Genomic DNA, 15,691 nt, shown 5'->3' on the forward strand with positions numbered 1-15,691 from the left:
TTCAGAATCAATTATTACACAAAAAAACCACATCAGATTTGATGTGATTTCGATGACTTATATTTTTGAATAAATGATCTTTTTAATACTATCGTTGGAAAGACAGAATTGATCTGAGAGTTCTTCTATCGTTGCACCATCGATATATTGTTGACGTATTGCTTCGTTTCTTTGGCGCAAATGTTTTCGACTACCTGAATTTTCGCCCCATTTCTTCCGTTTCCCTTCAGGAGTTGGGACGTAAATCATGCTGCCGTGGATATATTTCTGTATTTCCTTTAATAGTTCTTCTGGAAAAATGATATCGGCGTTTACATACTTCATAATAGCTCTGCTCCTTAAAATTATTTTAATTTAAGGTTGGCAAAGCCTATCCTATAAACAATTATCGAAAAACGCTGATATTAAGGCGGTAATATAAATCCTGTTCGCTCCATACAAACAACCGCCGTTGTTTATAGATCAAGACTTTGCATGGAGCTGATCGTAGATTTACACATAATCTGAGACCTCTCTTTCAAAATAAACAGTGTATATTCTATTCCCAATATTAATTTCGATATGATTAAAAAGCAACGGGCGAAAAATCAGAAAAACGATTTAATTAAACTCTTCAGCTAAAAGAGAATAAATTAGGGTATCGGTAAATAATGTGCCAAAAGAGTATGCCCTTAATAGACCCTCCTTCTTAAAATTACATTTTTCCAATAAACGGATTGACGCGTTATTCTCAGGCATTACCATGGCTTGAATACGATTCAATCCCAGATTTTTAAAACCAAATGGAATTATTTCTCTTACCGCTTCAGTCATTATGCCTTTTTTCCAATGTTCTTTTGATAAGTTGTAGCTGATATTTGCCATTGAACCTCTAACAAAATCCCCCAATATGCATGTTCCGATAATCTTTTCAGTTTCCTTGGAAGAGATTCCCCAAACAATTCTTTCTTTCCTCTTAAAAGCATTGCTAAATCGAGCAAAGGTACTTGCAACTGTTTTTACATCCTTTGGACTATCATATCCCCAAAACCTTGTTACCTCATGGTCAGAAAAATAATTATAGTAATCTTCTGCATCATCTGATTGAAGCTCCCGTAATAATAAACGTTCTGTTTCAATAGAAGGAAATTCTTGAAACGACTCATTAAAACTCATTTGTTAACCTCCTTAAAATATGTAATAGAAGAAGTTCCATATTACACCTTCTTTTCCTGCTGCTTAAAATTAATTACTTTAATTATCAGACGCTTCACATTGTCGGATAACATAATTTGCTCAACTAAACTGCCCTTATCATAATAAAAACAAGCAGACTGCGGTAGCCTGCTCATTAATGGTTGGTTATTCAAATATCCCTTTTCAATTTGTAGTAATTGTATTCCCTATGTTCAATCTCCATATTATTTTGAAATTCAAAACCACATTTTTGCATCACTTTATTCGATGCAACGTTACGTATCTGAGCTATTGCGATGAGTTCCTCGACATTGGCATTTTCAAACAAATACTTAATTAACCCTTTTGCCGCTTGAGTCGTGTAACCCTTGTTTATATGATCTATTGAGATCCCATAAAAAATCTCTCTATTGAGATGATTACCGATTGATATTTTGCATAATTGCGCTGTACAGAAAGTCTGCTAAATCCTCATTGCCATATTGATTAAAGTAGCTTTTGAACCGTGCATCGAATTTGTAGGTATGGGCAATGCAAGCCAGTAACTCTGCATCGCATGGCATGAATTGCATTAGATTTTCTTTTCTTTCCACTCTTCGATTAATCGCTGCACATCATCGGAGGAAGGATCCTGATGGATACAAGACGATATTTGTTTATATATTTCTTCAATATCGGAAAATCGTTTCTCTTTTTCATCTACTGATAAATTTTCCATCGTTTCATTATACACTTTGTACGCCTCTGTTTCGCCATAAATGAATCTAGCCTCATTGGCATACTGTTCTTTCAATGGCAAAACGGAAGAATGGTTAAACATGTGCAAATTACTAATATCATTCCCCGAAACGTATTCATCGAGAGCAGTCATGATGTTTTCCAGTCTTTGTTTTTTAAGTAATAAATTTTGTCTCTGCTTCTTTAATATTTGTTTCTGTTCTTGCTTGGTCAGCTTTTAAATGTCCTCAATTTCTTTTAATGAAAAATCCAATTCCCCTAAGAATAAAATGGTTTGGAGTTTTTCCAAACTGCTTCGATCATATAGGCGATACCCTTTTTTCGTCAGATGTGTCGGTTTAAATAAGTCGATTCTATCGTAATAATGCAAGGTACGAGCTGTAATGCCTGTTATCTGAACAATATCTTTAACCCAAAATCCTTTAACTTCGTCTAGTATTTGAGCCGCAGGGGTTATTGTGGCATCAAAGATCGTTTTTCCTGTTTTTCTTAAGTAATATTGGATTATATAATATCCGCAAGCGTAGCCGGCGCTGTAAGGCATATTGACCGGTTTAAAGTTCTGAAGTTCTGCGATTTCGTCACCGTAAAGATACGGGGCAAATTGATCAACCCCCGTTAATTGCAATTGCTCTCGGAGCACGGGCTTAATGCGCCTGTTAAGTGTTTCTGCATTTGTTTTCGTTATCCAAGGGCCAAGCCATTCTTCTCCAAACATGAACGTAGCAAAGTTTTCAGCTAATCCTTCAATTACAATGAGCTCACCTAAATTAACGGTGTGATCCCACTGAATAAATTGATATCGCACATTATGGTTGCATTCATGCGCCAGCGCAGCCTTCATTCGAGGAATCGTATACTCATTTGGCAAGAGTGTACCCCAGATAAACCCGGGAATGCCTCCAAAGCCGCTATATCCTTAGTTTATAGTTAAGGCACGGTTTTCCGGATTCCCTAGTTGAATGGTAAACAAATATTCAGATACGGGGAGACTTATTTCATGTTCTATAAATAGACGAAGGCTTTTCCTTACAGCGTGCTCACACTCTAACCAAAAAGAATCTGACGAAATCAACTCTACCTCAGGTGAAATCTGCTGGGTAATCTGATCAGGGGATCGATGCATGATACTATTAAACGTAAAACAACGTCAAAACCATTCGCCTCTTCAGCTCTAAAAGGGATCTGTTGAATTTGCCATTGTTTCATAAAAGGAGCCATCATTTCGTTTCTGAATAATACAAGCTTTTCCTCGGGCGAAGCTTGGGCAACTTTTTGATACTCCTAGTCGTTTATAGTGAGAATTATGCACTATGACCTAACGTCATAGTCAAGTACCTTGAATGTATTACTTTGGCTTCCTACATCTTCAACGCTTACTCTAATGTAACGTTGAGGGATATGGTATGGACACATGTACTCCTATATACTTATTACACATCTATGGATAAATTCAATTTGATATCTTTCATCGAGAGGGTGTTGTTATTTTGATTAGAAAAGCGTTTCTAAGCGATTCCCAAGAGATCGCTAGGCTTTCAAGGCAATTGGGCTATCCAGTGAATGTCTCCCAACTTGAAGAGAGACTCCAATATATGTCTAACCACAACGACCATATTGTTTATGTGATGGAATCAAACCATGTTTTGTCCGGATGGATTCATGCAAATGTACGATTCTTAATCGAATCGCCACCATTTGTTGAGATTGCTGGACTTGTCGTAGACATTGCCTTTCGAGGAAATGGGATTGGCAAACAATTAGTACAAGCATGTGAGCAATGGGCAGCAGAATCCGGATTCACAAAAATTAGGGTGCGTACCAATCAGACTAGATCAGAAGCCGTCCAATTCTATAATCGAATTGGTTTTACAATTAAAAAATCGCAGCATGTACTCGATAAAGAAATTTAGTGATCGACACCACTCTTTGCTTTTTGGTGGCAAAAATAACCTGAAACTCGCGAAAAATCAGTGTCAATATTCTCTTTCATTTCCCCATTCAACTGCCGTCGTTAGTTTTGAAAAACTAACTTAAATCGTCGAAATGCTATGGAGAGAATCCAATGAACAGAAGCGTGAAGTTAGAATAAAAATAGTAAGTGTTTGTTTTCTTTCATCTTCTTTATAAATTTAACGATTCCTCGAATCATAATTATTGATAAAATGATAATAATGACTGGAGCAATTTCTAAAATAAAAACAGGAACTAATGCTGATAATGAAACGAAAATCTCGTAAATAAAAAAATAATCAACTATTCCAGCAACTACTAGAGACATTACAATGAATTGAAATTTCTGATAATAATAACTAAGCCTATAATAGGCTCTTCTTAAGTAATCAAAAGCTTTCATACTTCACCTCAATGCAATTTATTTACAATATGCTACGATTATGTTTAAAAATGGTTTCAGGTGTTTGTGTAATTGTGTATATTGATTAATTTAATTTGCGAACCTCGCAAATAATTCCATACTTGGAGTTATTCGTGAAGCATTTAAACTAAACGGCACGTTAGCTTAATGGATGAACCGCAATAGCCCCTCAGAACGATCGATAAGTTCTGAGGGGCTATTAATTGTGTCACATCATATCCAATATTGTGTTTTGCATAACTTTAAGTCGTAAACATTGTCAATTAATAACACCTAAGGGCTGCTTTTGCACATGCTTATTGTATTTTTTGAGCGACAAAGGTGATCAGATTGCATCTGAAGTCAATATGGCGCCCGTCCTTTTCCTCTTCTATGCTTTGCGGAACGACTTGCTTGATGAGGACATTCCACTCCTCATAGCTTCGATCGAGCAGCTCCATGGCTTGCTTTTGCGGAATATTCAGTTCGATTAAGCCCTCAGTGCTTTTACCGGTCTTCCGGTCCACTTCTTCCACGTCGGTGCTCATCGTAATACAGTGGATTCCACCCAGCTTGGTACCTTTTCTCATAGCCGTTAACGTATCCTCCAGCGCTGCCATGGATGAAGTGTGCTCGAGACAGGAGCAGGCAAGAATATAATCATAAGCATCCTCTGCTATAGCAAAATGCTCCACATCTGCTGCTTCCGCTTCAACCAAATGATCAACACCGAATTCAGCAGCGTTGCTCTTCAACATGTCTGCCGCATCCTCCAGCAGATCCACTCCTTTTACCTTGCTTAAAGAACCTTTCAATCGTTCAGCTACCGGAATCGTGTTGCGGCCTACACCACAGCCCAGGTCCAGTACCATCAAATCCTCCTTATGCAAAAGCAAGCGCTCCAGCATTTCCATGACTACCGGTCCCGGTTCCGACATCCAGGTTCCATCTTCAAAAACATCATTATCCTCGTAAAAGCGCTGATGATAGTCGGCTTCTGACTTTCTTGCCGCTTCAAAATGTTCGCTATTCATATGCATACCTCCTGGCCATCCGTTATAGACTACTAGAGATATACCCATTTTGAAGGACAATTCAATCGCGAAATACGCTGAACCCAATTTCCAGATTTTAATGGGACAATAAAGGAATAAACAGCACCCGGATCGCCCAAATAATCAAACTGACGAGCAGAATGAATTTTCCGGTTTCACGCTTGTCCTTATCTTCGCTGAATGCTATAACCCCACCGACGATCATTCCGACAAAGGGATACAGAATCGTCGCTATCAACAGCATCGTCATAAGCCAGCCGTATCCGTTTAAGATCGAAAAGCGGGTTACAGGCTGAGAATACTCGTGGCTCGATGCTTCTATTTTTTTATCTTCCGTGTCCGGACGCGTGCTGGATTTCAAGGTCTGAACCGTCCTGACCTGCTTCAGTGAAGCTCCGCATACTCCGCAGATTTCGGCTGTCTCCGGATTGGATTCGCCGCAGTGAGGACATATCTTCACAGACATTGGTTTCCCCTCCCAACTTCCATTCATTCCCTTTATTATATAAGAAAAAGCTATATCCGTATAATAACGCAGAAGACAGACTGCTTCATAAGAGATGCTTTCCTTATGAAAATAGAATGACCAAAGCTATTATTGACTTTGTCTGGCAGGAGGGGTGTATCACTACTGCTTAAATTTCTGCAGGACAATGACGGCGTTATGTCCCCCAAAACCAAAGGAATTGGATATGGCGATGTTAATATCTTTCTCCCGGGCTACGTTCGGTACAACATCCAGATCGCATTCCGGATCACGCACCTCCTGGTTGATGGTTGGAGGAATTCGTCCTTCCTGAATCATCTGTACCAGCGCGATGGCTTCCGCTCCGCCGGCAGCTCCAAACATATGACCCAGCATTGATTTGTTAGCCGTTACCGGGATACGGTAGGCATCTTCTCCAAACAGCCTCTTGATGGCCACCATTTCAGAACGGTCACCAACCTGTGTGCTCGTCGCATGCGCACTGATAACATCCACCTGTTCAGGCTCAACACCCGCTTCCTGGAGCGCCAGCTTCATTGCCTGATATGCTCCTCTTCCTTCAGGATGGGAAGCAACCATATGATAGGCATCGGATGAAGCACCGTATCCGGTCACCTCCGCATAAATACGGGCTCCACGTTTTCTTGCATGGGTCAAGCTCTCCAATACAAGGATACCGGCACCTTCTGCCATTACAAAACCTTCACGGCCTGCATCGAAAGGACGGCTGGCCAGCGCAGGATCTCCATCCCAAGTGGAGAGTGCGGTAGCATTCCCGAAGCTGGCCATCGAAATTTCCGTGATTGCCGCTTCGGCTCCCCCCGCGATAATGACATCGGCTCCGCCGGAGCGGATGAGCCTGAACGCTTCCCCGATCGCCGTATTGCCGATTGAACATGCCGTTACCGGCGAAAGAGTCGGGCCTTGCGCGCCTGTATGGATGCTGATCATCGAAGCAGCCATATTGGAGATCATCATCGGCACGAGCAGAGGGCTGATCCGGGATGCCCCCCGTGTGCGCAGCAGCTCTCCTTGTTCCATCAATGTGGAGATTCCACCGATGCCGGAGCCGACATATACACCCATTCTTTCTTTGTCCACCTGATCAAGAGCAAGACCTGCATTCTGAATTGCATCTTCAGCTGCAGCCATTGCAAAATGGCAGAAGCGATCCATGCGCCGGGCCTCTTTTCTGCCGAAACGTCCGTCCGCATCAAAATCACGTACCACACCTGCCATATGCGTTTTCATATGAGAAGTATCCCAGGAATCAATCCGTGAGATCCCTGACTTTCCCTGCAGCATCGCATTCCAAAAGGTTGAAACATCGTTGCCCAGCGGCGAGACCAACCCCGTGCCTGTAATCACAACTCTCTCCATAATCTTGTTCCTCCCTTTACATTTCTGATATGGTAATATCTTTTCATAGCTGTTATCCTATTACAAGTTGTTGTTTATCCTAGTATAATGAATACTATGCTGAGCATTCGGTTTATTTTCAGAAGGAAAGGTGGCCATATTTCATGAACCGCGATACCCGCTTACAGGCGCTTTCCACTTTTCTCACATCCCAGCGCGCCAAAATCCAACCAGAATCTGTTGGCCTGCCCCCCGGAGGCCGCAGGCGCACACCCGGGCTTCGCAGAGAGGAAGTTGCCCAGCTCGCTGGAGTCAGCAATACTTGGTATACCTGGCTGGAACAAGGAAGGGATATCAATGTATCATCCTCTGTGCTGGATTGTATCGCCTCGGCGCTCCGGCTGACCTCTGATGAAAGGAAGTATTTATTTTCACTCGCCATGGAGGCTCCTTCTGGAGCGGGACTGATTCAGCTGGAAGAACCTCAGATCAGCGCTTCCTTGCAAAAAATTGTGGACGAGCTTCATTACTGCCCTACGATCATTTCCGACCGTCACTGTCAGATTGTAGGATGGAACCAGGCCGCATCCCATGTATTTCTTGAATTCGACCGGATTCCCGCAGAGCAGCGGAATATGATCCGTCTCCTCTTTACCCGTAAGGAGTTCCGCCGATTAGCCGTTAACTGGGAGCATTTTGTGATGGGCTTTCTCTCCATTTTCCGCTCCTATTACGGACAATATGTGGAGGATGCCTGGTATGAACAGTTTTTACGCGAAATGGAACAGGTTGATCATGAATTTCTGCCTTTATGGAAGCATTGTCAGGTGAGCAGCGCACCCGAGGTTGTCATCGAATTCCGGCATGCCAAAATGGGAAAGATGCTTTTCGATTTGACTTCGTTGCAGGTTCAGGGCAGTGCTGACCTCCGCTGCAGTATTTATACACCTGCGGCAGGCTCTTCAACAGAAGCCAAGCTCAAACAGCTGATGAGTAAAACAGCGGATTCCGTAAACTAATAACTTGGGGAGGATGAACCATGGCGTTTGGCATTAACCGGCAGGAACTTAATGAGTGGAAAAAGACAGTCGAACGGGGGGAAATCGCGTATTTAACCCATTACTGGCTGGATCCGCGATTTCCCGGCATCACGACCGTAACCAAGGTTGGATGTTCGGATCTGCAGCGTCTGATATTATGGTGTGAACAGCATGATCTGCCCTCCCGTTATATACACAACCGCTATCCCTTTCCTCATTTTGATCTCATTGGACCAAGGCAAAAGGAGATTCTGTTCCAGGAAGGACAAGAGGATCAGGTGCAGCGTTTCAAGCTATAGAACAAATACGAAAAACAGCCCTGTTATCCGCTTGGATGGTCACAGGGCTGTTTTGGATTTGATGCACATGCTCAAATATAGAAAACTGTCTATTTCTAATCGATGGGGCCCATCTTGAAGCTTTCTTCGGCGGAGAGTCCCAGCTTTTTCAGAAGCTCTGCGGCCTGCTTCTTCTCATCCATACTAAGGCCTTCGACGGCATGAACAAGCACCTGCTGATGATGCGGGAAAATCTGCTCGAAGAATGCCCGGCCTTCATTCGTCAAATCCGCGAATATTACACGGCGGTCATCCGGGGATGCTTTTCGGACAAGCAGATTTTTTTTCTGGAGCTTATCGGCTACATAGGTAATGTTTCCGCTGGAGATCAGCACCTTCTCCCCTATCTTTTGCAAAGGCTGCGGGCCTTTATGATACAGCAGATCCAGCACGCCAAATTCGGTGGTATTCAGACCATGACTTTGAATATCGCGGGTGGAGTGGGCTACTACCGAATTATAGGCGCGTGCGAGTACAATAAATAATTCCAGGGACATGTCGTCATTGTTCGTTTTATCTGCCATACAGGAAACCTCCAAACGTACTATCTTAATGCAAAGATAATCTAAAGCTGCGAAATTGTCAATCTCCATTATGTTATAACGCCGGATGAAGGCTTCTCTGACTTATCCTTCGCTCTCCACCACAGTCACGGTCCCGTCACTTCGACCAATGACGGCGCGGGTCGCAAGTCCGATAAAAAGACCGTTGTCTACTACGCCCGGCAGTGCCAGCAGCGCACGGTGAAGCTCCTTCGGATTCTCAATAGCACCAAAACGGCAGTCAGCAATATAATTGCCGTTATCCGTCACAAAAATATGCTCATCCTCCGTTCTCAGCATGGGCCTCGCTCCCATCTCCTCCAGTGAGGCCATCGTCCATTCTTTTGCAAAAGGAACGATCTCGACTGGCAGCGGAAAAGTGCCGAGCTTGTCCACGAATTTGCTTTCATCCGCAATAATGATCAATTCCTTACTATGAAAAGCGACAATCTTCTCCCGCAGCAGCGCCCCGCCGCCGCCCTTTATTAAGTGAAGCTCCCGGTCCAGCTCATCAGCACCATCAATAGTTAGGTCAAGTCCCTTAAGCCTGTCAAACGGGATTAAAGGAATACCCTGCTCCTGCGCGAGCTTTTCCGAAGCCTTGGAGGTTGCCACTGCCTGAATCTTCAGTCCTTCACGGACACGCTCACCTATCTTCCGGATTGCCCAATAAGCCGTTGATCCTGTTCCAAGTCCAATGCTCATGCCGTCCTTGACATATTCCACTGCTTTTTCCGCGGCCAGTTGTTTCAGGTTCATCCACTCCACGCTCCTCTAATGAGATTTAAGTTCATACACAAGGGATTGTTATGGTTCCTGCCTATAACCTGCTATAATCAGACATATGATGACAACTCGAAGCAGCACGTCCTGACAGCACAGTGCATGATTCTTTGACGGCGCAGCTGCTGCGATTGGAAGACATGATCAGCATGCTCGAATGGGTGATGAATGATCCGAGTGGCAGCTATCATATGTAATGAGGATTAGGCAATACCGCATCTCTAACCCCTTCTATTCTTCAATACCAGCCATCCAACTTCTGCTGGAGAGCGAAAGAGATAGTCTGGCTCCGGTGTAAGGGATACATTCTGTACCTCTTCAAACCAATGAGCGCCACCGATCCGTGTACCCGCAGCCCGGCCAGCAGTCATATCCGCATTACTGTCGCCAATGAACAGGGTTGCTTGCGGATGGATACCGAGAGCTTCCATCGCCCGGTCAATGCCTTCACGGTCCGGCTTCGGGCGCTTCAGCTCATCTCCCGCGAATTGAACATCAAAATAATGCCTCATTCCGAGCTTATCGAGTGAAATATCCAAACTGCGGCGGCTTTTTCCTGTAATGATCCCCATTGGAATATGATATTCCGCCAGCTCCTCCAGCATCATTCGGATTTCCGCGGACAGCTTCAGCATTTCCTCATGGTGCTCATCATACAGACGGTAATACGCAGCACAGGCTTCAGCCGATAGAAATTCATCCTTTAACACGCCTGATATGATGCCATCTTCAGTCGGACCAAAGAGACTTACCAGCTCCTCATTGGTATAATCTCTTCCTGTATACTTCCGGAATACTTCCTTAAATGCGTGAAAAGATAGAGGCAGCGTATCCGCAAGCGTCCCGTCAAAATCAAACAGCACACCATCGATCTCGCCTTGCTGTACATGAATTGTCATGTGGAACCTCCCTACTGTTTCTGAAGAGCTTGCTCAATTCGGATTAGCGCTGACTTTTCATCTTCATTTTGCAATGCTTTGTGATAGGAAGCCACGTTGAGGGCTGCTCCTTTGTCCGCGAATTCAGAACAGGTATGCTCCATGATCTGAACGGCATGATTTAGCTTTAGCTCGCTGACTGTTCCATTCATCCGGCACAAGCAGACACGCACTATTCCTTCCGGTTCCTGATAAGTTGCTTCGAGGAGCGCAGTCATATTGACGGATTCCTCTAGTTTAGACTGGCGGGTAACCTGTACCGTATAAGAGGAAACTGCCGGTATGGCCCCCTTTGTTTTTCGGTCATGTTTTATAATCCTCGAATTTCTCCAGGCAAGTATACCGGAAGCTGCAAGAATCAATACTCCCAATACATATCCGATATAGACAATCAACTCTTCACCTTCATCCATTTCATTTATCAATTACATCAACATTGGATCATGTTACAGCTTTTTCAACATATGAATATCTTCGGGTTCCAGCTGGAACAGCTCTTCATCGACCTGACTGGTAATTTCACCGCCGCTGGACATGTAGAAGTTAACCGCCGACTCCGTCTCTGTGGATGATATGTACAAATAGGATGCGCCGCGTTCCTTCGCTTCCTTGCCAAGTTCCATCATAATACGTGTTCCAATACCTTGTCTTCGGTATGAACGGCTTACATACATCAGATCCACTTGAAGCTGGTCCAGATTGGTACCGCGGAAACGGTGTCCAAGCACTCCAAAGCCCGCAAGCGTTTCACCGTCAAAAGCTCCGTAGGCAAAGCCTCCGCCTGCAATCTCCTTTTCAAAACGCTCAATTAATTCTACCGAGTGTGCCTCATCCCAAGTCGGGCATTCATGTCCGGCCGCTACTGCCTCAAGTTCTCCGTCATTCATTTTATAAATTTTACCGATCGTTTCCGACCTGTCGATTTGCCGGAGCAGTCCGGACTCGGTGACTTGCATCTGTCTAAAGATCATTTTGCTATTTTCCCCCATATACTTGGAATTTCAACTCCCTTAGATTACCTCATATTGGAAATTCAGTCATCTTTTTTTTCCAATTGTACAGTACGCGCACTTTATCCTATTATACAAAAAAAACAGCCTGCGGCTAAAGCGGCCGAGGCTGAAATAAGAAGAGAAGTCTACACCGTTACATTACCCTGTAGCGTGAAGATCAATCTCGATCCGGAAATAAAAACTAAAGATGCGCGGGTGTTTCTTGAGGCTCGATACCGGGTACCCTTTTTCTTCGTGAAAAACGGATTTGCGGAACGGCAATGCCGATAAAAATAAGCACAATCCCAAACCATTGCAAGCTGCTTACATGCTCATGGACCAGAAGCACCGATGCCACAACCGCAGCCGGCAGCTCGGCGGCTCCCAGAATGGCTCCCGTCCCGGACCCTACCTTCGGCATTCCGATCGCGAAGAACAGAACAGGAATCAGAATCCCTAGGATGCCCAAGATGACTGCATATTTCCATAGTCCCGCTCCAAGTGCGCCATCCCACAAGAAGGCGGGAGAAAATACGGATAAAACAATGACCCCTGAGCCCGTCGTCATAAAGAAGCTTTTATTAAACACAGGGACCGTCGTTCCCACACGCCCACTAACAAACATATAAAGCGCGAACGTAAAAGCGGCCAGAAGACCGTACACCACACCTTTCATATCCAGCGGTCCGGTGCTTTCACCAATGACGCCTCCTGCAAGCAAGGTTCCCATAATCAGAATAACAATGGATATAATTTTGCTTCGGCTTGGAATACGGCGGTCCGCTGCTGCTTCCATGAGAACACCAATCCAGGTGAATTGAAACAACAGGACAACAGCAATCGATGCAGGCAAACGCTCAACAGCCTTACCGTAAAAGACAGACGTTCCGCTCATGGTGATTCCAACTGCCAGCAGCGATAACCACTGCTTGGGAGCCAACTTTTTCCGGGAAAAAAGAAGCATGAGCAGAAGCAGAAGCAGCCAGCCAAAAACATATTGGCCGCCGAGCATCTGGCTGACCGTAAAGCCTTCATTCATGCCGACCTTCATAATAGAGGACAGCACGCCATAACTGCATGCTCCAATCAATATCAGTAGCGAGTATTTCAGTTTGTTCAAGTTAATTCCTCCTGAAGCTGTTTTTGCGCAAACAACCAAAAAGCCCCCCGTCTGTTAGGACAGGGGGCGAACGAAACCGATGACATATATAGCCTTCGTTAAAATTTCGCCACTCACGAACGAATCGGAGTTTATAAACGGGTGCTGCGCTATCTCGAAGTTGATTTGAACCTTTCAAAATGAAATTCTAAAACATTATTCAGCGAGCGTCAATGAGCTACGTTAACATAATAAAGTAACTGCCAGGTATCAAGCAGAGCAGCATAAGTCGTGCTTCTTCCATGCGCCATACTTGTTTTCCCAAATGAGTTGGTTGCTGCTGCCGCGGAAAGGAAGGGACAGATCCCGCTGCTGCAGCTCGAATCTTCCATCCACGAGCACATCGCAGCAGGCCAGCAGCTTCCTTTTATTACCGTCAAGGCTGCTCTGAAGTTCTTCAAGGGTATACCCCGTATAGGCCCAGATATGTTTTCCCTGCCGCTTCAGCTCAATAGCGACCTGACTCATCCCTTCTGCCTGAAGGAAAGGATCTCCGCCGGATAGTGTGATATCTGTGAGCGGGTTGCTTCCGGCTTCACGTACAATATCCCCGATGCTGCGGAGTTTGCCGCTGCGCATACTCCAGGACTCCGGATTATGGCATCCTGCACAGTGATGCGAACAGCCCGCGCAAAAAATAACTGAACGCAAACCCTCCCCATCCACCACGCTATCATGGACGATATCCATAATCCACACCCCCTTTTCGTTTAGCTTGAACGCAGTTTTATCACACATGCCCATCACAAGCTCCACGCTCCTTACTTTCCATGTATGATACGGTCGGCTTCCTCCGCGCGTTTGGCCGGATTCCATTTCTCCATGTCCCCCACCAAATAGCCGGTAATGCGCCGGATTCGTTCGATCTGCTCATCCGAACCGCCGCAGACCGGGCAATCCTGGTCAATAATTCCGTTATATCCGCAAGATTTGCAGCGATCAACCGGATGATTGATAGAGCCGTACCCGATCTGATTTTCCGCCATGCAGCGGATGATTCGGTCCAAGGCTGCCGTGTTATGAATGACAGACCCATCCACCTCCACATAGGTGATATGACCTGCATTGCACAGCTCATGATAGGGCGCCTCTATGCTGATTTTCTCGGCTGCCTTGATGGAATAATAAACCGGGACATGGAATGAATTGGTGTAGTAATCCCTGTCAGTTACGCCGGGTATGCTTCCAAACTGATCCCGGTCCTTTTTAACAAATTTGCCGGATAATCCTTCGGCTGGTGTGGCAATAAGGGAGAAATTCAATCCTCTTTCCTCCATTTCGCGATCCATGCGTTTGCGCATCATGCCGATTATTTCCAACCCTCGCTGCTGAAGCTCGGCATTCTGTCCGTGATGCTCCCCGTAAAGAGCAGTCAGCGCTTCGGCTAAACCGATAAATCCAATGCTCAGCGTACCCTGCCTGAGTACATCCTCCAAATGATCATGGGACCGCAGATATTCTCCATCTCGCCATACGCCCTGTGAATACAGAAAGCGAAAGTTCCCTGCCTGCCTGCCGGCCTGGTACTCATAACGTTCAAGAAGCTGTTTGACTGCCGAATCCATGGTCTCCTCGAGCAGCCGGTCAAATTCTACGGAAGAACTGGATATCAGCGCCAGTCGGACCAAATTAATGGTGGTAAAGGAAAGGTTTCCCCGCCCAATTGCGTTTTCCTCTCCGTTTACATTCCCCATGACGCGCGTACGGCAACCCATATAACAAACCTCGCTTTCACGCGTCCCCAGATCGTACATCTTGTTAAACCCGGTATCCAAAAAAGCGAAATTCGGAAACATCCGGCGTGCCGTTGTCTCCAGGGCCAGCTTGTACAAATCATAGTTCGGATCATCCGGCTGGAAATTCACGCCTGATTTCACTTTGAATATTTGAATGGGAAAAATCGGCGTTTCCCCATTCCCAAGCCCCCGCTGCGTAGCCAGAAGAAGCTGCCTGATCAGCATTCTGCCGCATACCGATGTGTCTGTCCCGTAATTGACCGATATAAATGGAACCTGTCCACCCCCGCGCGAATGCATGGAATTCGCATTATGTATAAAAGCCTCGCATGCCTGGTATACATCCCGTTCGGTCATGCGCCAGGCTTCCTGTTCACGGTCGAAATCTTCGTCCAGAGGCAGTTCCTCGAGCATACGCAGCTTTTGATCATAGGTTTTCTGAACATAAGGTGCAAGATCCGCATCCAACATTGGAAAAGCCTGTCCGCCATGCTGTTGGTTCTGATTTGCCTGCAAAATGATGGACGACAGTGCCATAGCGCTCTTGATATCCTTGGGCTCGCGCATGTGGCCGTGTCCGGTGTTAAAGCCTCCACTCAGGAGCTTTCCAAGTGGAATTTGACAGCAAGTCGTCGTCCCTGCCGCATAAAAATCAAGATCATGAGGGTAGAGAATATTTTGCTCCATGGCCTCTCTTGTTTCCGGTGACAACAGATTGTCATACGCATACAGCCTGGCACTCTCGCTTCCGAATTTGCCCATCAACCCCATCGGTGACTTTCCGTCCACGTTGGCGTTCTCCTGCAGCAAATCCAGGTTGCTGGCGTGGATCATATCATGAAAGGAATGCCAAAGCTGACGGGTTCCTGAGTTTAAATCGTTCATCATTATTTCCTCCTTCACCGTGTTCATGCAAGGCGACAACGCCTTACAACACTATATATAGTATTAAAATATCATAATTGGCACTATATATATTGTCACAGCATAAA

At 45.1% G+C, this 15,691-nt stretch carries 17 protein-coding genes and 2 pseudogenes; 3 read left to right on the forward strand and 16 right to left on the reverse strand.

All coding sequences use genetic code 11. The features are described 5' to 3' along the window. Nucleotides 1-57: 57 nt before the first annotated feature. From KJS65_RS12730 to KJS65_RS12750, 5 genes and pseudogenes are all read right to left on the reverse strand, one after another. Entirely contained in the window at nt 58-324 is a 267-nt protein-coding gene (locus tag KJS65_RS12730; RefSeq protein ID WP_213650120.1) for a CD3324 family protein, read from the reverse strand. 276 nt (nt 325-600) lie between these two features. After that, complete coding sequence (locus KJS65_RS12735) at nt 601-1,155, reverse strand: GNAT family N-acetyltransferase (RefSeq protein WP_213650121.1); 555 nt, start codon at nt 1,153-1,155, stop codon at nt 601-603. A gap of 190 nt (nt 1,156-1,345) precedes the next feature. Next, on the reverse strand, nt 1,346-1,609 hold the full coding sequence (locus KJS65_RS12740) for a GNAT family N-acetyltransferase (protein ID WP_213650797.1): 264 nt from the start codon (nt 1,607-1,609) through the stop codon (nt 1,346-1,348). Next, nucleotides 1,596-2,317 (reverse strand): annotated as a pseudogene (locus tag KJS65_RS29840) (MerR family transcriptional regulator). Before KJS65_RS29840 ends, KJS65_RS12740 begins: the two are co-directional and overlap by 14 nt. Next, a pseudogene (locus tag KJS65_RS12750) lies at nt 2,312-3,195 on the reverse strand (DUF2268 domain-containing putative Zn-dependent protease); the annotation flags it as partial. The pseudogenes KJS65_RS12750 and KJS65_RS29840, both read right to left, overlap by 6 nt. A 209-nt stretch (nt 3,196-3,404) precedes the next feature. Here KJS65_RS12750 and KJS65_RS12755 point away from each other — a divergent pair. Further along, nucleotides 3,405-3,827 (forward strand): GNAT family N-acetyltransferase, encoded by a 423-nt coding sequence (locus KJS65_RS12755; protein ID WP_244864510.1) that lies wholly within the window; start codon nt 3,405-3,407, stop codon nt 3,825-3,827. A gap of 760 nt (nt 3,828-4,587) precedes the next feature. Here KJS65_RS12755 and KJS65_RS12760 read toward each other — a convergent pair. The 3 genes from KJS65_RS12760 to fabF form a co-directional block, all read right to left on the reverse strand. Next, nucleotides 4,588-5,304, reverse strand: coding sequence for a class I SAM-dependent methyltransferase (locus KJS65_RS12760; RefSeq protein ID WP_213650122.1), 717 nt, complete (start codon nt 5,302-5,304; stop codon nt 4,588-4,590). Between the two features lie 97 nt (nt 5,305-5,401). Further along, entirely contained in the window at nt 5,402-5,791 is a 390-nt protein-coding gene (locus KJS65_RS12765; protein ID WP_213650123.1) for a zinc ribbon domain-containing protein, read from the reverse strand. Nucleotides 5,792-5,953: 162 nt separating this feature from the next. Beyond that, nucleotides 5,954-7,192: a beta-ketoacyl-ACP synthase II gene (gene fabF, locus KJS65_RS12770; RefSeq protein ID WP_213650124.1), complete on the reverse strand. Its 1,239-nt coding sequence runs from the start codon at nt 7,190-7,192 to the stop codon at nt 5,954-5,956. A 143-nt stretch (nt 7,193-7,335) separates the two neighbouring features. Between fabF and KJS65_RS12775 the strand changes: the two genes are divergently transcribed. Beyond that, nucleotides 7,336-8,190 carry a helix-turn-helix transcriptional regulator gene (locus KJS65_RS12775; protein WP_213650125.1) on the forward strand — a complete coding sequence of 285 codons (855 nt, stop codon included), beginning with the start codon at nt 7,336-7,338 and terminating at the stop codon, nt 8,188-8,190. A 20-nt stretch (nt 8,191-8,210) separates the two neighbouring features. Beyond that, on the forward strand, nt 8,211-8,510 hold the full coding sequence (locus KJS65_RS12780; protein WP_213650126.1) for a hypothetical protein: 300 nt from the start codon (nt 8,211-8,213) through the stop codon (nt 8,508-8,510). A 95-nt stretch (nt 8,511-8,605) separates the two neighbouring features. Here the strand turns inward: KJS65_RS12780 and KJS65_RS12785 are convergent, their stop codons facing one another. From KJS65_RS12785 to KJS65_RS12820, 8 genes are all read right to left on the reverse strand, one after another. Next, nucleotides 8,606-9,073, reverse strand: coding sequence for a MarR family winged helix-turn-helix transcriptional regulator (locus tag KJS65_RS12785; RefSeq protein WP_213650127.1), 468 nt, complete (start codon nt 9,071-9,073; stop codon nt 8,606-8,608). A 102-nt stretch (nt 9,074-9,175) separates the two neighbouring features. Continuing rightward, nucleotides 9,176-9,850: a ribose-5-phosphate isomerase RpiA gene (gene rpiA, locus KJS65_RS12790; RefSeq protein ID WP_213650128.1), complete on the reverse strand. Its 675-nt coding sequence runs from the start codon at nt 9,848-9,850 to the stop codon at nt 9,176-9,178. A gap of 245 nt (nt 9,851-10,095) precedes the next feature. Next, nucleotides 10,096-10,773, reverse strand: a complete 678-nt coding sequence (locus KJS65_RS12795) for an HAD family hydrolase (RefSeq protein WP_213650129.1) — start codon at nt 10,771-10,773, stop codon at nt 10,096-10,098. Nucleotides 10,774-10,784: 11 nt separating this feature from the next. Next, the gene (locus KJS65_RS12800; protein WP_213650130.1) at nt 10,785-11,237 is read right to left on the reverse strand and encodes a hypothetical protein; all 453 of its coding nucleotides are present in this window, start codon (nt 11,235-11,237) and stop codon (nt 10,785-10,787) included. 21 nt (nt 11,238-11,258) lie between these two features. Next, nucleotides 11,259-11,783: a GNAT family N-acetyltransferase gene (locus tag KJS65_RS12805; protein ID WP_213650131.1), complete on the reverse strand. Its 525-nt coding sequence runs from the start codon at nt 11,781-11,783 to the stop codon at nt 11,259-11,261. Nucleotides 11,784-12,006: 223 nt separating this feature from the next. Further along, nucleotides 12,007-12,924, reverse strand: a complete 918-nt coding sequence (locus KJS65_RS12810; protein ID WP_213650132.1) for an EamA family transporter — start codon at nt 12,922-12,924, stop codon at nt 12,007-12,009. A gap of 249 nt (nt 12,925-13,173) precedes the next feature. Continuing rightward, on the reverse strand, nt 13,174-13,653 hold the full coding sequence (gene nrdG, locus KJS65_RS12815; RefSeq protein ID WP_374706157.1) for an anaerobic ribonucleoside-triphosphate reductase activating protein: 480 nt from the start codon (nt 13,651-13,653) through the stop codon (nt 13,174-13,176). Between the two features lie 71 nt (nt 13,654-13,724). After that, nucleotides 13,725-15,533 carry an anaerobic ribonucleoside triphosphate reductase gene (locus KJS65_RS12820; protein ID WP_374706183.1) on the reverse strand — a complete coding sequence of 603 codons (1,809 nt, stop codon included), beginning with the start codon at nt 15,531-15,533 and terminating at the stop codon, nt 13,725-13,727. Between the last annotated feature and the right edge of the window lie 158 nt (nt 15,534-15,691).

The organism is Paenibacillus sp. J23TS9 (assembly GCF_018403225.1).
Classification (GTDB): domain Bacteria; phylum Bacillota; class Bacilli; order Paenibacillales; family Paenibacillaceae; genus Paenibacillus_AQ.